The organism is Terriglobus aquaticus (genome assembly GCF_025685415.1).
Classification (GTDB): domain Bacteria; phylum Acidobacteriota; class Terriglobia; order Terriglobales; family Acidobacteriaceae; genus Terriglobus; species Terriglobus aquaticus.
The window spans coordinates 1,797,408-1,818,306 of sequence record NZ_JAGSYB010000001.1 but is presented as its reverse complement, the minus strand read 5'-3'; the positions used below and the strand labels follow the sequence as shown (position 1 = coordinate 1,818,306).

The 20,899-nt window shown below is 64.4% G+C and carries 19 protein-coding genes and 1 riboswitch; of the genes, 11 read left to right on the top strand and 8 right to left on the bottom strand.

Translation table 11 applies throughout. From position 1 onward, the window contains the following. The first annotated feature begins 31 nt into the window (after positions 1-31). The 3 genes from OHL12_RS07505 to OHL12_RS07495 all read left to right on the top strand — a co-directional run bounded on the left by OHL12_RS07505 (position 32) and on the right by OHL12_RS07495 (position 1,868). Positions 32-934, top strand: a complete 903-nt coding sequence (locus OHL12_RS07505) for an alpha/beta fold hydrolase (protein ID WP_263413205.1) — start codon at positions 32-34, stop codon at positions 932-934. Continuing rightward, positions 931-1,212: an acylphosphatase gene (locus OHL12_RS07500; protein ID WP_263413204.1), complete on the top strand. Its 282-nt coding sequence runs from the start codon at positions 931-933 to the stop codon at positions 1,210-1,212. The genes OHL12_RS07505 and OHL12_RS07500 overlap by 4 nt, the downstream gene beginning before the upstream one ends. Before the next feature lie 116 nt (positions 1,213-1,328). After that, a complete protein-coding gene (locus OHL12_RS07495; protein WP_263413203.1) occupies positions 1,329-1,868 on the top strand; it encodes an adenine phosphoribosyltransferase in 540 nt (179 codons plus the stop codon). 186 nt (positions 1,869-2,054) lie between these two features. On the opposite strand, the gene OHL12_RS07490 is transcribed toward OHL12_RS07495, so the two are convergent. Further along, on the bottom strand, positions 2,055-2,345 hold the full coding sequence (locus tag OHL12_RS07490) for a hypothetical protein (protein ID WP_263413202.1): 291 nt from the start codon (positions 2,343-2,345) through the stop codon (positions 2,055-2,057). A gap of 231 nt (positions 2,346-2,576) precedes the next feature. On the opposite strand from OHL12_RS07490, the gene OHL12_RS07485 reads away from it, so the two are divergent. Further along, positions 2,577-4,019, top strand: a complete 1,443-nt coding sequence (locus OHL12_RS07485; protein WP_263413201.1) for a VWA domain-containing protein — start codon at positions 2,577-2,579, stop codon at positions 4,017-4,019. A gap of 53 nt (positions 4,020-4,072) precedes the next feature. Here the strand turns inward: OHL12_RS07485 and OHL12_RS07480 are convergent, their stop codons facing one another. Beyond that, on the bottom strand, positions 4,073-4,849 hold the full coding sequence (locus OHL12_RS07480) for a hypothetical protein (protein WP_263413200.1): 777 nt from the start codon (positions 4,847-4,849) through the stop codon (positions 4,073-4,075). 218 nt (positions 4,850-5,067) lie between these two features. Between OHL12_RS07480 and OHL12_RS07475 the strand changes: the two genes are divergently transcribed. Next, positions 5,068-6,294: a dipeptidase gene (locus OHL12_RS07475; RefSeq protein ID WP_263413199.1), complete on the top strand. Its 1,227-nt coding sequence runs from the start codon at positions 5,068-5,070 to the stop codon at positions 6,292-6,294. A 42-nt stretch (positions 6,295-6,336) separates the two neighbouring features. Here the strand turns inward: OHL12_RS07475 and OHL12_RS07470 are convergent, their stop codons facing one another. The 3 genes from OHL12_RS07470 to OHL12_RS07460 form a co-directional block, all read right to left on the bottom strand. Continuing rightward, positions 6,337-7,689, bottom strand: coding sequence for a twin-arginine translocation signal domain-containing protein (locus OHL12_RS07470; RefSeq protein WP_263413198.1), 1,353 nt, complete (start codon positions 7,687-7,689; stop codon positions 6,337-6,339). A 61-nt stretch (positions 7,690-7,750) separates the two neighbouring features. Then, complete coding sequence (locus OHL12_RS07465; protein WP_263413197.1) at positions 7,751-8,920, bottom strand: lactonase family protein; 1,170 nt, start codon at positions 8,918-8,920, stop codon at positions 7,751-7,753. Positions 8,921-9,055: 135 nt separating this feature from the next. Next, the gene (locus OHL12_RS07460; RefSeq protein WP_263413196.1) at positions 9,056-9,511 is read right to left on the bottom strand and encodes a hypothetical protein; all 456 of its coding nucleotides are present in this window, start codon (positions 9,509-9,511) and stop codon (positions 9,056-9,058) included. A 131-nt stretch (positions 9,512-9,642) separates the two neighbouring features. On the opposite strand from OHL12_RS07460, the gene OHL12_RS07455 reads away from it, so the two are divergent. From OHL12_RS07455 to glmM, 3 genes are read left to right on the top strand one after another with little or no spacing between them, the layout of a single operon-like run. Beyond that, positions 9,643-10,350, top strand: coding sequence for a tetratricopeptide repeat protein (locus OHL12_RS07455; RefSeq protein WP_263413195.1), 708 nt, complete (start codon positions 9,643-9,645; stop codon positions 10,348-10,350). Positions 10,351-10,392: 42 nt separating this feature from the next. After that, entirely contained in the window at positions 10,393-12,051 is a 1,659-nt protein-coding gene (gene xseA, locus OHL12_RS07450) for an exodeoxyribonuclease VII large subunit (protein WP_263413194.1), read from the top strand. Further along, complete coding sequence (gene glmM / locus OHL12_RS07445) at positions 12,048-13,385, top strand: phosphoglucosamine mutase (protein WP_263413193.1); 1,338 nt, start codon at positions 12,048-12,050, stop codon at positions 13,383-13,385. The genes xseA and glmM overlap by 4 nt, the downstream gene beginning before the upstream one ends. A gap of 54 nt (positions 13,386-13,439) precedes the next feature. On the opposite strand, the gene OHL12_RS07440 is transcribed toward glmM, so the two are convergent. After that, positions 13,440-13,709 (bottom strand): hypothetical protein, encoded by a 270-nt coding sequence (locus tag OHL12_RS07440; protein ID WP_263413192.1) that lies wholly within the window; start codon positions 13,707-13,709, stop codon positions 13,440-13,442. Positions 13,710-13,836: 127 nt separating this feature from the next. Further along, the gene (gene aroE, locus OHL12_RS07435; RefSeq protein WP_263413191.1) at positions 13,837-15,357 is read right to left on the bottom strand and encodes a shikimate dehydrogenase; all 1,521 of its coding nucleotides are present in this window, start codon (positions 15,355-15,357) and stop codon (positions 13,837-13,839) included. 81 nt (positions 15,358-15,438) lie between these two features. On the opposite strand from aroE, the gene OHL12_RS07430 reads away from it, so the two are divergent. From OHL12_RS07430 to cyaY, 3 genes are all read left to right on the top strand, one after another. Beyond that, positions 15,439-15,981: a single-stranded DNA-binding protein gene (locus tag OHL12_RS07430; protein ID WP_263413190.1), complete on the top strand. Its 543-nt coding sequence runs from the start codon at positions 15,439-15,441 to the stop codon at positions 15,979-15,981. A 234-nt stretch (positions 15,982-16,215) separates the two neighbouring features. After that, entirely contained in the window at positions 16,216-19,044 is a 2,829-nt protein-coding gene (locus OHL12_RS07425) for a TonB-dependent receptor (protein WP_263413189.1), read from the top strand. A gap of 42 nt (positions 19,045-19,086) precedes the next feature. Beyond that, positions 19,087-19,413: an iron donor protein CyaY gene (gene cyaY / locus OHL12_RS07420; protein ID WP_263413188.1), complete on the top strand. Its 327-nt coding sequence runs from the start codon at positions 19,087-19,089 to the stop codon at positions 19,411-19,413. A gap of 66 nt (positions 19,414-19,479) precedes the next feature. Here cyaY and OHL12_RS07415 read toward each other — a convergent pair whose 3' ends face one another. Continuing rightward, positions 19,480-20,799: a chloride channel protein gene (locus OHL12_RS07415; protein WP_263413187.1), complete on the bottom strand. Its 1,320-nt coding sequence runs from the start codon at positions 20,797-20,799 to the stop codon at positions 19,480-19,482. A gap of 23 nt (positions 20,800-20,822) precedes the next feature. Beyond that, positions 20,823-20,885, bottom strand: a riboswitch (Fluoride riboswitch). Between the last annotated feature and the right edge of the window lie 14 nt (positions 20,886-20,899).

The following is a 20,899-nucleotide window of genomic DNA, read 5'->3' as shown; positions in this document are numbered from 1 at the left end:
GTTTTCCGTTTGCCGCGCATCCAAACGAAGCATGCGCGTTCATGAAGTGAAGACGCCGGTCTTGCGGCTGGCCTATGAAGAGAGCGGACCGAAAAAGGGCGAACGGTTGCTGCTGGTGCATGGCTGGCCGGATTCGCCGCGGACCTGGGACAAGGTGTTGCCCGTGCTGCATGAAGCGGGTTATCGCACGGTCGTTCCGTATCTGCGGGGCTACGGTCCAAGCGAGTATCGCGACAGCTTCTTCGGCAAGAAGCCTCGCCGGACCGGGCAGCCGGTCGCGTTTGCGCAGGACATGATCGACCTCGCGGATGCGCTGGGAATGCGCAGCTTTCATTTCATCGGCCATGATTGGGGTGCGCGGACCGCGCACGCGCTGTCGGCGTTGTTCCCGCAGCGGCTGAAGAGCATGGTGACGATTTCCGTGCCGTTTCAGCCGGCGTCGCAGGAGGCGCCATCGTTTCCGCAGGCGCGCGCGTTCTGGTATCAGTGGCTGTTGTGCACGGAGCCGGGCGCGAAGAAGTTCCGCGAAGATCCTGTTGCCTTTGGCAAGGCGCAGTGGGATGCGTGGAGCCCGCACGGCTGGTACACGGCAGCCGACCTGGCGGAGGCTGCGCGCAGTTGGACTGGCAAGGACTTTGAAGGCACGGTGCTGCACAGCTATCGCTCACGCTGGGGCCATGCGGAAAAGGATCCGCGCTACGCGGTACTGCAGACAAGATTCGAGGCAACGGCGCACCTGAGCACGCCGACCTTGCTGATCCACGGCATGGAAGACAACTGCACGCTCGCGGAGACGACGGACGGCGCGGGTCAGTACTTCACGAATGGCTACCGTCGCATTTTGTTGGAACACTCTGGGCACTTCCCGCAGCGCGAACAGCCGAAGGAGACCGCGGCCGCGATTCTGGAACATCTGCAGGAACATTCCGCGTGATTCGCCACTATCAGATCGAGGGCCGCGTACAGGGCGTTGGTTTCAGGTGGTTCGTGCAGCGCGAGGCCGCCGAGATCGGGCTTCGTGGTTGGGTGCGCAACACGGACAGCGGCCACGTGGAAGCGGTTGCCATGGGCGAGCCGGAGCAGCTCTCGGAACTGGAAGCTGCGCTGCGCAAAGGCTCGCGCGGTAGCCGCGTCGATCGCGTGCAGGTGCACGAGTTGAGTGATGCGGAAGGCGCCGAGTTGGGTGAGTTTCGCATCCACGGCGCGATGTAGATCGCCTGAGATGTCCTGCGGCAAGATCATCAAACCTGCTGCGGCAAGTTCAACAGAGTGGTTCAGCTTGCGCCTGAAGCGGCAATCTCAACAGGCGAGAAACATACAATGTTTGTATGTCGACACCGATCAACTGTGAGCCGCTGAAGCAGCTCATTCGCACCGTGCCTGATTTTCCGAAGCCGGGCATTCTCTTTTACGACATTACGACGCTGCTGAAGGACAAGGCCGGATTCGCGCAGATGATCGACGCCTTTGCGGCGTACTACATCGACAAGCATGTGGACCTGGTGCTGGGCATCGAGGCGCGCGGATTCATCTTTGGGCCGGCGATGGCGTACCGCTTGAATGCTGGTTTTGTGCCGGTTCGCAAGCCGAAGAAGCTGCCGGCGCCGGTTGCGAAGGTCACTTACGACCTCGAGTACGGATCGGATTCGCTGGAGATCCATCTGGATGCGATCCAGCCTGGGCAACGCGTCGTGATCGTGGACGATCTGCTGGCGACGGGCGGAACCATGCAGGCGACCGTGCAACTGGTGCGCCAGTTGGGCGGCGAGATTGCTGGCGTGGCGTTTGCGGTGGAGCTGGACTTTCTGAAGGGGCGCGACAAGTTTCCCGACGTGGATGTGTACAGCCTGCTGCACTACAACGAGTAGCCCCCTCCCTGGCTGGAAATCGTAAGTTCCTCAATCCGTGACACTTGCGTTCTGGATGCCACGGTAAGTTCTTCTGCCGCTGGAACTTAGGCGTAAGTTCCAGCGGTGGTGTTACTTACGGATCGAAATGAAAAGCCGGCGCACATGCGCCGGCTTTTCCGCTTCAGTATTAGTTTACGAGGCGTGTCAAGACTTTGAGGTCTCGCCGCGGTGGAAAGTCGTTGGCGTGATGCGGAGCGTGTCGCCGGGCTGGAGGTATTGCTTACGCCGGAACCAGAGCACCATGGCGTCGCGCAGGCGGTCGAGCGGCACGAGCGAGCCGGCTTCGAGGGTGCCATCGGCGACAGGAAGTGTGTCGTCGAAGATGGCGTCATTGGTGAAGTTGCGCATGCTGAAGTTGTCGAGCTGCGCGATGGGAACGGCGTGAACTTCTCCTGATGGCGTGATGCGCTCGATACGAAGGGTGTGCAGGAACATGCGTGCGGTTAGATGAGCGGAATGCCGAACCCAGTCACCGCGACCGGGACTGCTGGCACAGGAGGCGACTGGTCGCCAGCATAAAACTCTGGAAGGTACTGAAGCCATGCTGATATAGTCGGTCGCGATTCCTGAGTAGGTATGCCGTCACTCGCGAGAACAACTATGCGTGCAGTCGTTTGCAGACTTCTGGGTTGGGCAGTTCTTGTTGTGGCACTTTCCGCGTCACACTTGCGAGGTCAAAGCGCGAGCGCGGTCGAGCCTGCGACGACCACGTTGCATGTGAGCACGCAGATCGTGCTGCTGGATGTAGCGGTGATCGACAAGAAGGGCCGTCCGGCTAACGTGAGACTGGATCGCGACGACTTCGCCGTTACGGAGGATGGGCAAGCGCAACGCATCCTCTCGTTTGAGGCTCCGTCTCAGGCGTCAGCATCGACCCATGTGTTTGTGCTGGACCAATTGAACACCGCGCCTGCCGACAGGGCCTACTACCTGATCTCGTTCCAGAACTACCTGCGTTCGCTGCCTGAAACGCTCGCGAATCCGACCGAGTTTATGGTGCTGACGGACACGGTGTTGAAGATCGTGCAACCCGCTACGCGGAAGCGTGCCGACCTGCTCTCTGCCGTGGCGCACCTGCCAGGGACTGATGCGACGATGGTGAACCTGGAGTCGGAGCGCCTGAACAGAACCCTGAGCGCGTTGGAACAGATTGCGCTGGAGGGCTTGGGCGACCCTGCCAAGACTGCCGTGGTGTGGCTTGGCCCCGGCTACGGGATCGACTTCTATGCTCAGCCGCTGACCAGGCGATCGCAAACGCAACAGTACATCCGCTACCTGACGAACACGTTTCTGGAGAGCCGGATGACGTTGCATGTCCTGTTTCCTCCGGACTTCGTCTTGTATTCGGGCTTTCATCTGGGGTCCGATTCGCAGGCGGCGAGTGCCGCCGATCCATACGGCAGCGGCTTCAACCTGCGAACGCTGGCGGCGGAGACAGGCGGATCCGTTTACACAGCGACGAACGACCTGGTGACTGCGATGCGCCAAGCTCTTGACCTGGAACGCGGGTCATACCGGCTGACGTATCGCCCGAGCGAGACGGTAGTGGATGGCAAGTTCCGGCACATCCGCGTGACGCTGCGCAACCCCAACCTTCGCGTGGTGACGAAGAGCGGCTACTACGCTCCGGAGGTGCAGGAGCAGAACACACCGCAGGCGATGCAGGTGTTTCAGATGGCGGAAGCGGCGAACGCTACTTTGCCATTTCAGAAGCTACCGCTTCGGGTGACGCACATCGACCGATCCGCCGATGGGAAGAGTGCGGAGTTCACCCTGTTTGCGGAAGGAAAGGACCTGCCGTGGCGCCCCGATGAGCAAGAGACGAGCCTCTCGGAGTTCACGGTGGGTGGGCTGGGCCTGTCGAAGGAGGGCAAGCGGTTGTCGTCCAATTTCCGCAATGTTGCGATGATGACACGCTCCCAGGATCCGCTGGTGCTTGCCGGAACGACGGCGTCGTTCAAGTTGACGCTGGAGCTTCCGGCGAACGTGGATCGTGTGCGCCTGGTGATCAGCTCGCAACAGGATGGCCGGTTGGGATGTGTCGACGTTGACCGGGCGGCGCTTACCAACGCGACCATGGCGCAGCGGGTTCCGGCACCGAAGCCTTGAGGAAGATGCGGCAGAAAGCGGCCGAATGAGCGACGAATCTTACCTATCTTTTGCTAGCGAACCTGGCCGGTGGGTGCGGGCTTGCGGCGATCGATCAGCTTGTAGCCTTCCGGCGGTTGGAAGTACTTGGGATCGGGGTCGTTGGTGTTCAGGTCGGTGACGGTAAAAATTTGGTGGCCAACCTGGGCCGAGTCGAGGCTGGAAGCGAGGTCGAAGCCGAGATCGGCACTGTAGCTGAACTCGCGGACGGTCGCCATCGGAGCGTCATTGCCAAGGACACCGGTGTTGAGTGTTGTGGTGTCGCGGTAGTTGTGGACGAGCATACCGACGACGCTGGCAGCGCCAAGATCTTCGTGCAGAAACGTGCCCTTGTTGTCTTTCAGCGGGCCCGACTGGAGTCGGTTCGGATCGTAGTGGGCGAGACCCATGTAGGAGGTCGAGATCTGGCAGACCTTTTCGCGGACGAAACACTGGTAGAACTTCTGAGCCACTGGATCATCCAGTTGGATCAAGGTCATCTGGGAACGGATGTCGCTGCCCTTGGGGACCAGGGTCCAGCGCTCCTGGTAGATGCGGCCGGCGCGGTCGCGAAAGATGGGCCGCGTGTTGACCGTGGTGAAGGTGCCGCCGTTGCGCAAGGTCTGGCTCCACTCGGTGTGAAGTGTGAGGGTGAAGGGTGCGTTCTGAAAATTTGGAACGTAGATGCTCTGAAGAACTCCACCTCCGCCACCGTCGCTCGGAGTGTAGCCGCCGTCGGCCTGGCCGTGGAGACAAGCCGCGAGGGGAACGCTGAGGGCGACGCTGAGGAGAGCGATGGCAACGTTGCGCATAGGTTGTTGGCGGTCGGCCGTGTGAGGCCGGTACGGCGGAAGTATACGGGAGCCGGTGGTGCTTTGGCGGCTAAAGCGGGATGGCGTTCAGGCGAAGAGCAGGCAGCGGGGTCGGCGAGACGAGTGCGGTCAACGTGTTGCGGTGGGCCTTGGCCGCGGGTAGGACTTGCGTCTGAGTTGGAGGCGACGCTGAGACGGTATGCTGCTGCGAAACCAGAATGATGCGTTCCGTTGCTGCGAGTCGCCGGGAATTCCTGAAGGGTGCTGCCTTTGCGGTTGCAGCAACTGCGCTGCCCGCCAGCAGCCTGGGTGCGGTGTCTGCCCGGGCGGCGGCACTGCACCGTGATGCGTATGTGTTCGACGCGCACGTTCACGCCCTGGACCGGGAGTTTTACCACGGCGGCAACATCACTGACCGGGTTGAGGTTGGACAGTGGGATCTGCCGCGGGCCAGGGAAGGCGGGGTCGACGCGTTCTTCCTGTCGGTCTTTGTGCCCGAAGAGTACTACCCGGGACGGTACGAGACGAAGCAGGCCCTGCGGCGCATGGATCATGCGCTGCGGCAGATTCACGATGCGAACGCGCAGCTTGGGCTGGCGCTGAACGGTGCGGACCTGACGCGACTGGAGCGCGAGGGCAAGGTCGCGGCGGTGCTGGACATTGAGGGCAGCTATGACCTGGACGGCGACCCTGGTGTGCTGCGGTCGATGCACGCGCTGGGTCTGCGGTCGGCGCAGGTTTCGGCGCACAACTGGAATCAGCATTATGCGGATGCGTGTTGTTCGACGGCGCAGGGGGGCGGCCTGACGTCGCGCGGGCGCGACGTGGTGCGCGAGATGAACCGGCTGGGCATGGTGATCAACGTGTCGCACGCGGCGGACACCACGATTGCGCAGGTGATCGACGCGAGTGAGCGGCCGGTGGTGGCCACGCACCATGGGCTGCGCGAGGTGAACGACATTCCGCGGAACATGCCGGACGACCTGCTGAAGAAGCTGGTGGATCGGGGTGGCGTGATCGGGTTTCAGATTGGCAGCGAGTTCGCCTATCCGCGCGAGTACGCGTGGCTGACCGCGCATCGCAAGAAGACGTTCTGGGATACGACGAGCATTCCGGAGCGGACGCGGGGCAAGAGCATTTACGAGATCGATGAACTGGTGGCGCCGACCTTTCCCATGCTGGGCGCGGAGGTGCCGGACGAGGTCGCGATGCACATGGATGACTGGGTGGATGTGGTGGATCGCGCGATCCGGCTGGTGGGCGAGGATGCCGTGGCGCTGGGAAGCGATTTTGATGGCGGGCCGACGCTGGCGCGCGGGATGCGCGATGTGCGTGATCTGCCGATGGTGACGGATGCGATGCTGCGACGCGGGTATAGCGAGGCGCGGATCCGCAAGTTTCTGGGCGGGAACCTGCGGCGGGTGTTTGGGCAGGCTACGGCTTAGGTTCGTGTTGAGTTGTGTCGAGGGCGGACCTGAGCGCCGGGATCAGGACTGGAAGCCGCGAAGGTAGGGCGTGTTGGGCGGGCGCGGGGCGGTTTCGAAGAGCGGGCCGTGGGTCGATTGGTAGGTCATGTTGAGGAATGGCGTGGGGACGCGGCGGCCCACGGCGGAGTAGCGGCCGTTCTGCCAGCAGGAGTCCATGGCGAAGTCGGTGATGCCGGTGGCGAGCAGGAGGCGCTCGGCGTTGAAGGGTTCCTGCTTAGTCAGCATCATCTCGATCGCCCAATGGGAATGGGCGTTGGAGGCGTGGTACTGCGATAAGGGGCCGGGCCAGCCGAGCATGGAGATGAGGGTGGGGGAGGGCTGACCCGCGATGTCGGCGGCGTAGGTCCAGCCGACGCCCGCGCCGGTGATGACAGCGCCGTTGGTGCCGTCGTTGTACTCGACGACGGTGACGTTGGGGTTGCGGACTTTCTGGATCTGGTCGGGCTCTAGGTTGAACTGCTTGCGGACGGCTTCGAACAGGTTGTTGGCCCAGGCAGTGTGTTGCACCCAGTTCCAGCTTTCGGGGCCGCGAATGGACTGCACGGAGCGGACGCCGGTTTCGCCGCCTTTGCGGCGATCGACGAAGGCCTGGAGGACGTCGACGCAGTGGAAGAGGGCGCCTTCGTCGGCAGCGTCGCCGACCACGATGGAGTTGCGGATGGGCGTGCCAGGTGTGAGTTCAATCTCAGGTTTGCGGAAGTAGGCCGGGATGGAGGAGCCGCCGGTGAGCGGGAAGCCGAGCTCGCGGGACTTGTCGAACATCCACTTGGCTTCGTCCCAGTCCCAGGAGAAATGCTTGTCGTTGAAGACGGGGACGGCGCGGTTGCTCTGCTCGAAGACGCGGATCACCTGCTGGTAGATCCACCAGCGCGGCAGCATCCACTGGCCTTTGAGGTTGGTGGGGTAGTTGCCGTGTTCGGCGACGATGACGACACCGTCGACGGCGAGATCCTTGCCGCCGAGGGTGACGGCTTCGGCGACCGTCTTGTAGATGGGAATGTTCTTTGCGGCGCAGACCTTTTGGCCTAATGGGCTGGTGTCGAGCTGATGGATGTAGACGGAGACGACGTCGACGCGTGACGGGGTGTGGGCGCCGTGCCACCAGTAGCCGTCCATGAGCTTGTCGATGATCCAGTCCGCGTGGGAGTTGGGTGCGCCCCAGTAGCTGACCAGGCAGGCAATGCGCGGGCGGTGCTGCGGGGTATTTTGCTGCGCGGCGCCGGCGTTGCCGGTGAGGGCCGCCACTCCGGCCATGCCGGAGAGCTTGACCATGTCGCGCCGGGAAAGGGCGAGGTCCGGGTGCGGAACGTTGGAGCAGGCGGATGCGCCGGTGCGTCCGGAACGGCTGGTCATTGCGATAGGTCACCCCGTTGGTTTGAGGATCATTGTCTATCGCGACCGGAACTTCTGTCGCTTATGCGAAGAGCAGGCAACTGGGGCCGGCGATGGGGACGGTGGAGGTGCGGTCGCCGAGCTTGCCGGTGGCGGTGTCGATGGGGAAGACGCTGATCTCGTCGGAGAACTGGTTGGCGCTGAGGAAGAACTTGCCGTCGGGGCTGAGGGCGATGTGGCGTGATTCCTTGCCGGGGTTTTCGAGATGCTGGACAGTGCTGAGCGCGCCAGTCTGCGGGTCGATGCTGTACACGGTGAAGGACTCGTGGACGCGGTTGCTGGCGTAGAGGAAGCGGAGGTCGTGGGAGAAGGCGAGCTCGGAGGCGCGCTTGCCGGCGGCGTCGACGCCCGGGGGCAGCGTGGAGATGGGCTGGCCGGCGGTGGTGAGCGTGCCTTCCGCGGCGTTCCAGTGGAGGAGGACGACGGTGGAGTTGAGCTCGTGGATGCAGTAGATCCAGTGGCCGTTGGGATGCAGGGCGAGGTGACGCGGGCCAGAGCCAGGCTCCGCATGCCACTCGCCGTGCGGAGTCAGTTTTGCGGTGGCGTGGTCGAGGCGGAAGATGTGGATGCGGTCGAGGCCGAGATCGTTGACGAGGACGAAGTTGCCGTCGGGTGAGCTGAGCGCGGAGTGGATGTAGCTCTGCTGCTGGCGGTCGGGGTTGGGACCGTGGCCGTCGGGCGGGAAGTCGATGTGGGAGGCGAGCGTGAGGGCGCCGCGGTCGTCGGCGTGGAACGAGGCGACGGAGGCGCCGGCGTAGTTGGCGATGAAGACGGAATGGCCGTCGGGCGAGACGCCGACGTGGCAGCCGCCTTTACCGTGTGACGGGGCATCGCTGATCTTCTGGAACTGGTCGCCGTCGGGACGGTCGCTCATGGGCGGGTGTGTGAACGAGCTTGCGTGCGAAGGCAGATCTTCGGGCTGCGTGACGGCGAAGAGGACGGGGTAGTCCGGGCGGGGCAGCGCGAGGAAGCTGGGGTTGCGGGCGGGCTCCGCGAGCGCTGGTGCAGACAGGGTGCCGTTGGAAAAGTAGGCGGTGTAGAGGCCCTTGGAGTCGCGCTTGCTGGTGCCGATGAGGAGGCGGACGGTTCCCGGGGCGCGTTTGCTGGACTGCTGTGCGGTAGCGGCGGCGGATTCGACGTTCGACATGAGTACCCCTGCTGAGAGTGCGGCGATGAGCTCGCGGCGGTTCATTGGGGATAAGGGTACGCGATGGGTGCGCTGTTCGTGGCGACGGAAGCGTGGTTGGCCGCAAGTGGCTAGTTTTGGTGGAAACGAAAAACCCACGCCCGAGAGCCGGACGCGGGGCACGGTTTCGATGGATCGCGGCTACGGGTTGGGGGCGGCGACGGGCTCGGTGACGTTGTCGGAGGGGAGGTGGCCGGCGTAGGTTTCGGGCTGGACGTCGTCGTTGATGACGGGGAGCAGCGGGAGGGCGCCGGTGGAGCCGGCCTCGTTGACGACGGCGTTGACGTGCTCGATGACCTCGTCGACGGTCATGGTGTAGAACTCGCGGCCGTTGTCGTAGCCGGTGTCAATGATGGATTTGAGATAGCGGCCGGCGGCCTGGGCGGCGGCGTAGTCGGTGATGACGTGGCCGGTGCGGCGCTTCATCTCGACCCAGGCGATGTTGGGCATGGCGATCCACATGGGGCGGCCGTTGACGGCGAAGCGGATGTCGGTGGCGTCGGCGTGGCGGGTGGCGATGGCGACAAAGGTGCCCTTCCAGACGCAATGGAGGTCCTCGCCGGTCCAGCGGTCGGTGGTGTGGAAGTTCTCGTACATGGCGGCGGGCTCCTTGCCGTTAGGGTAGCAGCATGGGCAGGACTGATAAACTTCGGGATGGCATGCAGCGATGCCGCTTTGCAGCTTTCGCGACCCAACTTCCGATCTGAAACGAGCCGCCTTTCTTGAACATGACCACCTCCCGAACGAACTCCGCGCTTGCCACCAACCCGCTGAAGAGCGGACCGCTCTACGTTTCAGAAAACCGCAACCTGATTGCGGTGATCGTGGGCGCTGTTGGCGTGGCCATCCTCCTATTGGCCGTGGTCCTGCTGTACAACCACCGGTCGACGGTGGCCCAGCAGAAGTTGAGCGATGCCATGCGGACGTATGAGACGCCGGTGGTGCAGCCGGGCCAGCCGGTACCGGCGGGCGAGCGCACCTTCAACACGAGCGAGGAGCGGGCGCGCGCAGCCAACGGCGAATTTGCAGCAGTTGCAAGCAGCTATGGCATGACGCCGGCGGGACGCAATGCGCTGTACCTGCAGGGCGTGACGGCGCAGCAGATGGGTCAGACCGCAACGGCGGAGGAGCTGCTGAAGAAGTCGGCGGGATCGTGGAACAGTGACATCGCCGCGCTGTCGAAGCTGGCCTTGGCAGGGCTGTATCACGGGTCGAACCGCGACGCGCAGGCGATCGAGATCTACCAGGAGCTGGCGAAGAAGCCGACCACGGCGGTGCCGGGTGGGCTGGCACAGTTGCAGTTGGCTGACCTGTACAACAGCGAGGGCAAGAAGGACCAGGCTCGCAAGATCTACGCGGAGATCAAGGACAAGGATCCCAAGAGCGCTGCCGCGGAGATTGCGACGCAGAACCTGGGTGGAGCTCCGGCGCGGTAGAACCGGCTTTCTGGACAGGAACGAACGCCAGCTGAGGGGCTGATGGAACGCGAACCGGTGGCACCGAGCCTGGCGCAGTTGCATGTGCAGCGGAATCGCGCGCGGCAGGCGAAGTGGTCTGCGGAGCCGACGGCCGATGCGCTAGGTCAGTTCGGCCTGTTGTTTGAAGCACCGGCACCTCCGGTAGTTGAGCCGATTGTGGAAGTCGCTGCGGCGGAGACGCGGTCCGTTGCACCGGTACCGGGTCCGGTGACTGCGAGCGTGGAAGTTGCGCCCGAGGTGGTGCGGGTTGCTGAGCGGGCGGGCGTCTTACCGGAGCGCACGCGCGATGATGCGCCGTGGACCGTGGGCGAGCTGGTCGGGACGCTGCGTGGGCGGCTGGAGAACCACGGCACGGTGTGGGTCGTGGGTGAGATCTGCAACTTCCGCCCAGCGCAATCGGGACATGTTTACTTCACGCTGAAAGACGGCGCGGCGCAGGTGGGTGCGGTGCTGTTTCGCCGCCAGGCGGCGATGCTGCGCTGGCAGCCGGGCGATGGCGCGGCGGTATTGCTGCGTGGCCGGCTTTCCGTGTTCGAAGGCCGCGGACAACTGCAATTGATTGCCGAAATGCTGGAGCCGCGTGGCGCGGGCGCACTGCAGGTGCAGTTTGAGCAGTTGAAGGCGAAGCTGCGCGACGAGGGCTTGTTTGACGCGGAGCGCAAGCGCGCACTGCCGGCGTTTCCCCGGCGCGTGGGTGTTGTCACGTCGGTGCAGGGTGCCGTGATCCGGGACATTGTGACGGTGTGCCGTCGGCGGCATGGATGCATGAACCTCCTGGTGTACCCGGCGGCGGTGCAGGGTACGGGTGCGGCGGTGGAGATCGCAGCGGGGATCCGGTATTTCAACCGGGTTGCGGAGGGAGGCCAACCTTCGCAGGTGGTGGACCTGATCGTGCTGGCGCGCGGAGGTGGGTCGGCGGAGGACCTTGCGGCATTCAACGAAGAGGCGCTGGCGCGGACGATCGCGGCTTCGCATCTGCCAGTGGTGAGCGCCGTGGGTCACGAAACGGACTTCACGATTGCGGACTTTGTGGCAGACCTGCGCGCGGCTACGCCGAGCGCCGCGGCGGAGATGATTACGGAGTCGCAGCACCGGGTGGAAGAGCGGCTGCAGGCGCTGGAAAGCCGGCTGTATCGTGCGGTGCGCTTTCAGCAGATGAGCGCGCGGCAGAGGTTTACGCGCCTGGCCACGGCGGGTGTGCTGCAGCGGACGCAGGATGGGATCGAGCGAAGGCAGCAACGGGTGGACATGCTGAGTGAGCGGCTGGAGCGAGCCTCCATCGATGTACGGAGGCAGGCGGCAGACCGGTTGCGTAGGCTGGACGCGCGGCTGCAGCGGCAGGATGTGCGCGCGCAGTTGCAGCATGCGCGAACGGTGCTGCGGTCGCGGGTGGACCGGCTTGAGAAGCTGGGTGCAGGGTTGACGGTGCGGTCGAAGCACCGGCTGGAAAGCGCGTCGGCGCGGCTGGGCGCGTTGTCGCCACTGGCGGTGCTGGATCGAGGGTATGCGCTGGCGTTTACCGAAGGCGGAGCCATAGTGCGTTCAGCGGAGCAGTTGACGGCAGGGGAGCGCATCGTGACGCGGTTTGCAAGCGGCAGCGCGGTGGCGCGGGTGGAAGAGATTCGCAGCAGGGAAGAGCGGGGTAAGGACGGAGCATGAGGAAGCTGTTTGGCACGGATGGCATTCGCGGCGTAGCGGGCGTGGCTCCGCTGGACCGGCGCACAGTGTTCGCGGTGGGTGTGGCGCTGGCGAAGCACGCGGGCAACGCGCCCCGGGTGGTGCTGGGCATGGACACGCGCGAGTCGAGCGAATGGATCGCGGCAACGCTGGCCGCGGGGCTGCGCCAGGGCGGAGCCACGGTGGAGAGCGCGGGCGTGATCACGACGCCGGCGGTAGCGTTCCTGACCGTGTCGCATGGTTTCAGCGCGGGCGTGGTGATTTCGGCGTCGCACAATCCGTGGCAGGACAACGGCATCAAGGTCTTCGGGCCGGACGGGTACAAGCTGCCGGATGCGACGGAGCTGGCCATCGAGGACGAGATCTTTCGGCAGATGGAGCAGGACCATGCGGACCACGAGCATGAGCCGGTGCCCGAGGTGGAAGAGAGCGACCGCGCCGAGTATGCGCAGGCGCTGCTGGCAGCGGTGACGGGCCTGTCGCTGGACGGGAAGCGCGTGGTGCTGGATTGCGCGAACGGAGCGGCGAGCGCCGTGGCTCCGCAGTTGTTCGCAGGGTTGAAGGGCGAAGTGCAGGTGCGTAACGCTTCGCCGGACGGGCGCAACATCAACGAGGGTTGCGGAGCGCTGCACCCGGAAGTCGTCGCGCGCATGGTGGTCGAGGCGGGTGCGGACCTGGGTGTGACGTTCGACGGAGACGCGGACCGCGCCCTGTTCGCGGACCGGCATGGGCGCGTGGTGAACGGGGATGCGGTGCTGTTGCTGGCAGCGCGCGACCTGAAAGAGCGCGGGTTGTTGAAGGGCGATGTGGTGGTGGCGACGACCATGTCAAACATGGGGCTGGAGGCCGCGCTGAAGCGGGACGGAATTCGCATGCTGCGCGCTCCCGTGGGTGACAAGTATGTGCTGGAGGAGATGCGGAACTCCGGCGCGTCGCTGGGTGGCGAGCAGAGCGGTCACATCCTGTTCCAGGGCCGCAGCACCACGGGCGACGGGCTGCTGACGGCGCTGCTGGTGCTGGACATCGTGCACCGGTCGGGCAAGTCGCTGGACGAGTTGATCGCGGACCTGAAGACGTTTCCGCAGGTGATCGTGAACGTGAAGGTGCGGGAGAAAAAGCCGCTGGAGACGATCCCAGCCGTGCAGACCACGATTCGCGCTGCGGAAGAGGAGCTGGAGGATTCGGGTCGAGTGGTGATTCGCTACTCGGGCACCGAGGCGCTGGCACGCGTGATGATCGAGGCGGAGGATGAGGCCGCCATGCGGCGGCATGCGGATGCGATTGCAGGGGCGATCCGGACGGAGCTTGGGGTTTAGGCAGGGAACCGGTCGGATGAGCCTTCCGATTCACCACCTAGTTGGAGTCTGGACTCATTGAAGCTGCCCGGGCGGGATCTCGGTGTGGATCTCCGCTTGGAAGCCGTCGCCAGCATCGATCATGCTGTGCAGAAGCTTGTCGCCGCAGTCGAGGTCTGAAAGCTGCTGGAGCAGTTCAAGCCGCGCGGCTTCTGCAGCGGGGCTGGCCGTCTTGAGTTGTTCGGTAACTCTTTGCAGTTCGCGGATGGATTCGCGGCACCGCTCGGTAGCGCGGAGGAACTCCTCGGCCAGGGCGTGATCCGCGATGTGAAGACTGTCTGCCATGTGCACAGCCCGGCGTACCCGCGCCAGAAGCTCGTTCCCACTCATGTCTTAATGGATGCTTAAGGTTGTGGATGTGTTCGCTCCCCGATTGTGGGATTTCCAGAGCGTCAATGCATCAACATTCGATTTAGAGGATGGAGCGGTACACCGCGGCCTGCATGGCGTCGAGTGGCGCTGGTTCGCCGGTCCACGTCTGGTACTGGGCTGCGCCCTGGGCGAGGAACATTTCGACTCCGGGGATGACGACGATGCCGTGTTCGCGGGCGGAGCGGATCAGCGGTGTCTCGATGGGGTTGTAGACGAGGTCGAAGAAGAGGCCGCACGGGGTGACCGAGAAGTCGATGGGAGCGGCCATGGTGGACGTGGGCATGCCGTAAGGTGTGCCGTTGAGCACGAGATCGAAGTGCCGGCCAGGAAGGGTGTCAGGCGGCAGTGCGGTCGCGCCCGTCTCCGCCGCGAGAGCGTCGGCGCGGGCGAGGGTGCGATTGGTCAGGAATGTCTGGCAGCCTCGTTGTTTGAGGGCGTGGAGAGCGGCGCGCGCGACTCCGCCGGCACCGAGGACGAGAGCGGATTTGCCCGAGAGTGTGGACCCGCGCTCCGCAAAGTGACGGTCGAGCGGAGCGAGGATGCCGAGAATGTCGGTGTTGCTGCCGCGAATGGAGTCGTCCGGGAGGCTCTGCAAGGTGTTGGCCGCGCCCGCGGTACGGGCCTGCGGGTCGAGCTCGGTGAGCTGCGGCAGGATGGTTTCTTTGAGCGGCATGGTGACGCTGGCGCCGGCGAGGTGGAGGTGGCGCCAGGCCAGGAAGAGCTCGTCAGGATTGTCGGTCTCGAGCGGGAGATAGACGGCTTCGCGCCCCGCGGTGCGGAAGGCGGTGTTGAGCATGACGGGCGAGCGCGAACCGGAGATGGGTTTACCGAAGACGGCGTAGACCTCGGTTTGCGGCGTGATGGATTCGAGGCGGTAGAGGTCGCGGAGGGTGGCGGCATCGATCTGGCCGGGGGCGGTAGGCGTTCCGGACGTGGGTGAGGCGAAGGTGAAGAGCGATCCGAAGCGTGGACCGAGGATGCGGGTGAGGGTGCCGGGCGCCCCCATGCTCATGGCAACCAGGTTGCGGTCGGCGCTGTGGGCTTCGAGGAGGTCAAGCAGGGCGAAGCTGTCGCGGAGAGTCGTTGCGGTGGGAACGATCTTGTAGAGGTCGGCCCCGACGCGGTGCATGCGGTCGAGCACGGGCGCGAGGGGTGGGGTGCCGTGGAAGTCGTGCCACGAGAGCAGGAGGGCGTTGGGCCCGCGGCGCAGGGGAGCGAGGGCGTGCGGGTTGATGGCGAGCTCTTCGGCGGTTTCGAGCGAAAGATCGACGATGTGGGCACCAACGGCGATGGCCTGGCGGAGCATCTCGACTTCGTCGGCGGCGGTGCCGGCGAACTGGCCGCCGTTGCTGGAGCGGCGGCAGGTGGCGATGACGCGGACGGCCGGGTGCTTGCGGAGGAACGCGCCCATTTCGAAGACGGCTTCGAAGGGTTCAGGGGCGGTGTCGAGGCGGAATTCGAGAAACGGGAAGGACCGGGCGGTTTCGGCGGCGAGGCTGGCCATGCCGTCGCCGCTGAGGGCGACGCAGATGCGGGGAAGGCTGGGCAGGGTAGGCGGCATGGTTCGGTGCTGGATGTATCGTACAAACACCGAGGCCGCGCGGGATTCTGCTAGGCTTTTGTTGATTCGGTTGAGGTGGGCATGGCAAAGGGTGTGAACAAGGTTTTCCTGCTGGGCAATGTGGGCAAAGACCCGGAAATGCGTGCGACGCAGGGCGGCATGGTCATTGCGCAGTTGACGCTGGCGACTGCCGACCGGCAGAAGGACCAGAGCGGCAACTGGGTCGATAAGACGGAGTGGCACAACCTGGTTTGCTTCAACCGCACCGCCGAGATCGTGCGTGACTACGTGAAGAAGGGAACGCAGATCTTCATCGAGGGCAAGATTCAGACGCGGTCGTGGGATGACAAGGAAAGCGGCCAGAAGAAGTACCGGACTGAAATCCTGGTGAACGAGTTGTCGTTGCTGGGTGGCCGTGGCGGCGACCGTGAAGGTGGATCGAGCTACGGTGGCGGCCAGAGCTACGGCGGTAACCAGAGTTCGGGTGGGTACGGCGGCGGCCAGGGCGGATACAGCCGTGGCGGCGGTGGTGGCAACAACACTGCCAGCTTCGACCAGAGGACACCGGCTCCGCAGGACGACTACGCGAATGAGGGGATCACGGACGACGATATCCCGTTCTAGTCCCCGGCGGTTTGCAGCGGGCGAAACCGGTTGCGGAAGTTAGCGCCGGCTTTGCTTTTTATCGCTGAAGAAGTTTGGTTGCAGTACTGTTCCCGTTGCTGTCTCTCCCTCAAGCCTGTGTTCCACAGGGATGTGTGCGTCGATAGAAGCGCCTGAGCGCTCGCCACCGCACACCTGCGATTCTGAATTGGAACTAGAAAGCTCACTCTAGTGCGGATGCGTTGGTGCGCCCCCGTGCGCGTTATACAAGCAGGGTTCGGAAACAACATACGCAGCCGCGGCCTGGCGACTGCGGCGGTGGTGTGCGCCGTGGCGTGCCTGCCTGCGGCGGTTGCCGGACAGGCGGCCAGATCCGCGCCGTTGCGGGTGGTGGTGGTGGACCCGTCTGGAGCGAAGGTGCCGAATGCCCAGGTGCAGGTGTTCCAGTCGCGCACCCAGGACGACGTGGTTGTAAAGACGCTGCGCACGGATCGCGCCGGCGAGCTGCTGCTGACGCTGCCCGCAGGGGCGTACAGCTTGCGGATTGGCGCGACCGGGTTTCAGGACGCGCGGCAGGCGGTCGAGATCGGAACGGAAGAGCGTGAGCCGGTGGTGGTGCGGCTGCGGATTGCGGCCAAGGCGGAGACGGTCAACGTCGCGAGCGGCGAGACGGGTGATGGCTCGATCTCAGACGGCCAGGCGATTGTGTTGCGGGCGAACGAACTGGCGGCACTGTCGAACGATCCAACGGTGTTGCAGCAACAGATCAATGCACTGGTGCAGACGGACGATGGATCCGCTCCGGAGCTGCGGGTAGACGGGTTCAGCAACGGGCGGCTGCCACCCAAGTCTGCGATTCGCGAGATCCGGGTGAACCAGAATGCATATTCTGCGCAGTTCGATCAGCGGGGCAACTCGGTGGTGGACGTGTTTACGCGGCCGGGCGGGCAGAAGCTCCAGGGCAGCGTGTACCTGAGCGGGAACGCGGACCCGATGAATGCGCGCAATCCGTTTCTGCCCACGGCGCCGTCGTACCAGTCCACCTTTCTGGACGCGAACGTGAACGGGCCGATGGGCAAAGGCACGTCCTTCTTTGCGGGGACGACGGTTAACGACCTGCAAAACAATGCAGCGGTGAATGCCTCGGTGCTGGACGCGAACTTCAACGTCGTCCCGTTTTCGCAGACGGTGGCGGATCCGTTGCTGACGCGGTCGGCGAATCTGCGGATCGATCACCAGTTTGGCGAGCGCAACACACTGACCGCCCGGGCGGAGTGGTCCGGAACGCACCAGGAGAACGGCGGGCTGGGCGCGGGGGAACTGGTGCTGCCCTCCGCCGGATACACGGCCGACAGCAAGACATTTGCGTTGCAGGTAGGCAATACGACCGTAGCAAGCACGCGAACGGTGGTGGAAAGCCGGTTTCAGTATCGGCGGACCTGGACGGAGCAGACTCCGAACAGCACGGACCCGGCGCTGGTGGTGCAGGGCGCGTTCACCGGGGGCGGCAGCGCAACGCAGGGCTTGCGAGATGTGCTGGACAACTACGAATGGCAGGAGTACGTGAGTTCGGATCGCGGCCGGCATTACCTGCGCGGCGGCGTGCGATATCGGCTGACGCGGGACAGTAATACGTCGACCGCGGCGTTCAACGGGCAGTACACGTTTGCGTCGATCGAGGCGTACCAGACGACGGTACGCGGCCTGGCACAGGGGCAGACGCCGGCACAGATACGGGCCGCGGGCGGAGGTGCGTCGCAGTACAACGTGACCGCGGGTCAGCCTTCGGCGGTGATCTCGACGGGCGACCTGGGCGTGTATTTCGAAGACGAGTGGAAGGTGTCGCAGAACTTCTCGTTGACGAGCGGGCTGCGTTACGAGTCGCAGTACGGCATTCCGGACCACAACGACCCTGCGCCGCGCCTGGGGTTTGCGCTGACGGTCGTCGGCAGGAAGGGAACGCCGCTGGTGCGGTTGCGTGGTGGCGTGGGGTTCTTTTACGACCGGTTTGGGGCGGGAAACATTCTGACGGCGGCGCGCGAGAACGGAGTGCTGCAGCAGACGGTTTTTCTGCAGAACCCGGATACGTTTCCAGGCCCGCCCGCTCCTGGCGGCAGTGGGGTGGTGACTTTCGCCGCGCAGGGGAGGCCGTCGACGGTGTACCAGATTGCGCCGGGGTTCCACTCGCCGTATGTGCTGGGTGAGGGGGTTACGGCGGAACGGGTGCTGTTTGGCGGGCGGGCCTCGGTCTCGTTTACGCGGGAGCACGGCACGCACCAGTTGCTGTCGCGCAATGCCAACGCACCGCTGAACGGTGTGCGCCCGCTGGGCGGGTCGCAGAACGTGTACCAGTTCGCGTCGCTGGGAACGTCGGACACGACAACGCTGGCGCCAAGCTATACAAGGTCGTTCGGAAGCCACGGGTTTGTGTGGGTGAACTACAGCTTCCGCTTCCGCGAGGCGGCGGGATTTGGGCCGGGCAGCTTTGTCTCAAACAGCTACGACGTCTCGGCTGACTACGGGCGCACACCGTACATGACACGGCACCGGCTGTTTGTGGGAAGTTCGTACAACCTGCCGTGGAATTTCAGCGGAACGGCGTTTCTGTCGATGCACTCGGCGACGCGGTTCAACGTGACGACCGGGCAGGACAACAATGGAGATTCCATCTTCAATGACCGGCCGGCGTTTGCGACGGACCTGAGCCGGCCGACGGTGGTGCGGACGGCGATCGGCAATTTCGACACGGCTCCGGTGGCCGGACAGAGGGTGATCCCCATCGACTATGGCGTTGCGCCGGGGCTGGTCTCGGTACAGGGGCAGTTTGGGCGGGAGTTTATCTTTGGGCCGAGGCTGGCGGCAGAGCCGACGGCACCGGGAGCCAAACCTGCGCCGCCGGATCGCTTCTTCCATTGCTTCTTTGGGGTGCAGGTGCAGAACCTGCTGAACCATGTGAACCGGTCGATGCCGATCGGGCAGTTGAGTTCGCCCTACTTCGGCCGGAGCTTGTCACTGAATGCGGAGCAGTCGCAGACCACCGCGGCGAACCGGGTGGTGAATGCGTTTCTGTCGCTCCGGTTCTGACGTGCGAGGGGTCGCTGCCGGGGCGGCATTTAGACTGGGCGCATGATGGACGAGACGACTTTTCGGCGCGAGGCAGACCGCGCGTTGCACACGCTGAAGCAGAGCCTGATCGAGGCCGAGGAAGACGGCGGCTTTGAGGTGGAAGAGAACGGCGGCGTGCTGAACGTGGTGTTCGACGACCCCAAGGGGAAGTTTGTGTTTACGCCGAATACGCCGGTGCGGCAGATCTGGATTTCGGCGCTGTCGACGAGCTTCAAGCTGGACTGGAATGGCGAGGCGTTTGCGCTGCCGAAGACGGGTGAAGCGCTGCTGCCGCTGACGGAGCGGCTGATCGGCGAGCATACCGGGAACCCGATCTCGCTGGCATAGGCGAGCGTTCGCCAGGCCGCGAGATCCGTGGCGGTGAATGCAGCGGCACGGGGCTGGTCCTGGAGATCAGATCTGGACGTTGTCGTGCTGCGGGTGGATCGCATCCTCTGGATGCGTGATCGTGTTGGCCGGAACTTCTGTGATCACGCCGTACTTGTTGACCTGGACGCGCTGCGTACGGTAGATGCCGGAGTGGCCGGAAAACAGGTACGAGAAGATGCAGGCGATCGCGGCGAAGCTGCCGGCTTCCGCGCCGAAGAGCTCCATGGCGAGCAGGGTGGAGGCGATGGGCGTGTTGGCTGCTCCGGCGAAGACTCCCACGAAACCCATGGCCGCCAGCAGCGGCATCGGTAAAGCGATGAAGCGGGACAGGGCGTTGCCGAGCGTGGCACCGACGAAGAAGAGCGGTGTCACTTCGCCGCCCTTGAAACCAGCACCCAGGGTGAGCGCGGTGAAGAGAAGCTTGCCGAGCCAGTCCCACGGACTGACGCGGAGGGCGAACGCCTCCACGATGGGGCGGGCACCCAGACCAAGGTAGCGTGTGCTGTGGATGGCAGCCGCAGCGAGCGCCACGAGGACGCCGCCGAAGAAGGGCCGCATGGGCACGTAGCGCACATGGTTCTTGAAGAAAAGCTCGATCTGGTGAGCGATCCAGGAAAAGGCGAGGCCGACCGCGCCGAAGATTGCGCCTGCGATGGCGGCCAGCACGAGCGTGCGCACGTTCAGATATGGAACATAGCCGACGCGGAAGGCGGCCTCATGCTCCGTAAGCGCGGAGGTGGTGATGTTGCCGATCAGTGAAGCGACGAAGCAGGGGAGGATGGCGTCGTAGCTGACCGAACCGATGGCGAGCACCTCCATGCCGAAGACGGCACCGGCGAGAGGCGCGCCGAAGACGGAGCCGAAGCCGGCGCTGAGGCCGGCCATGAGCAGGATGCGGCGGCCACGCTCGTCCAGGCGAAAGGGCCGGGTGAGCTGATCGGCGAGGGATGCGCCGGTCTGGAGCGCGGTGCCTTCCCGGCCCGCGGACCCGCCGAACAGATGCGTCATGAAGGTGGTGAGCAGGATCAGCGGCGTCATGCGGAACTGCAGGCGACGCGTGGGTTGCTGGATCTGTTCGAAGATGAGGTTGTTGCCGCCGGAGACGTCCCGCCCGATGTAGAGGTAGAGCAGGCCCTCGACGAGGCCGGCAAGCGGCAGCAGGGCGATGAGCCACAGGTGCGATTCGCGGATGCGCGTGGCCTGGTTCAGCGACCAGATGAGCAGAGCCGACGCCGCGCCAGCCAGAATACCGGCGATGCCAGCAATGGGAACCCAGCGCACGAGGTACTGCGGCAGGGCGAGCAGGCTGCGTTTGAAGTCAGGCGCGAGATAGTTGCGAAGCATGTGTGGAGGAGACTCCTCTGAGGAATGTCGCAGGAGTCATCAGCCCGTTCCGGGCGGTTTTGGCGAACCCCATCGCCATGGAAAGCCTGCTTAAAAGCTA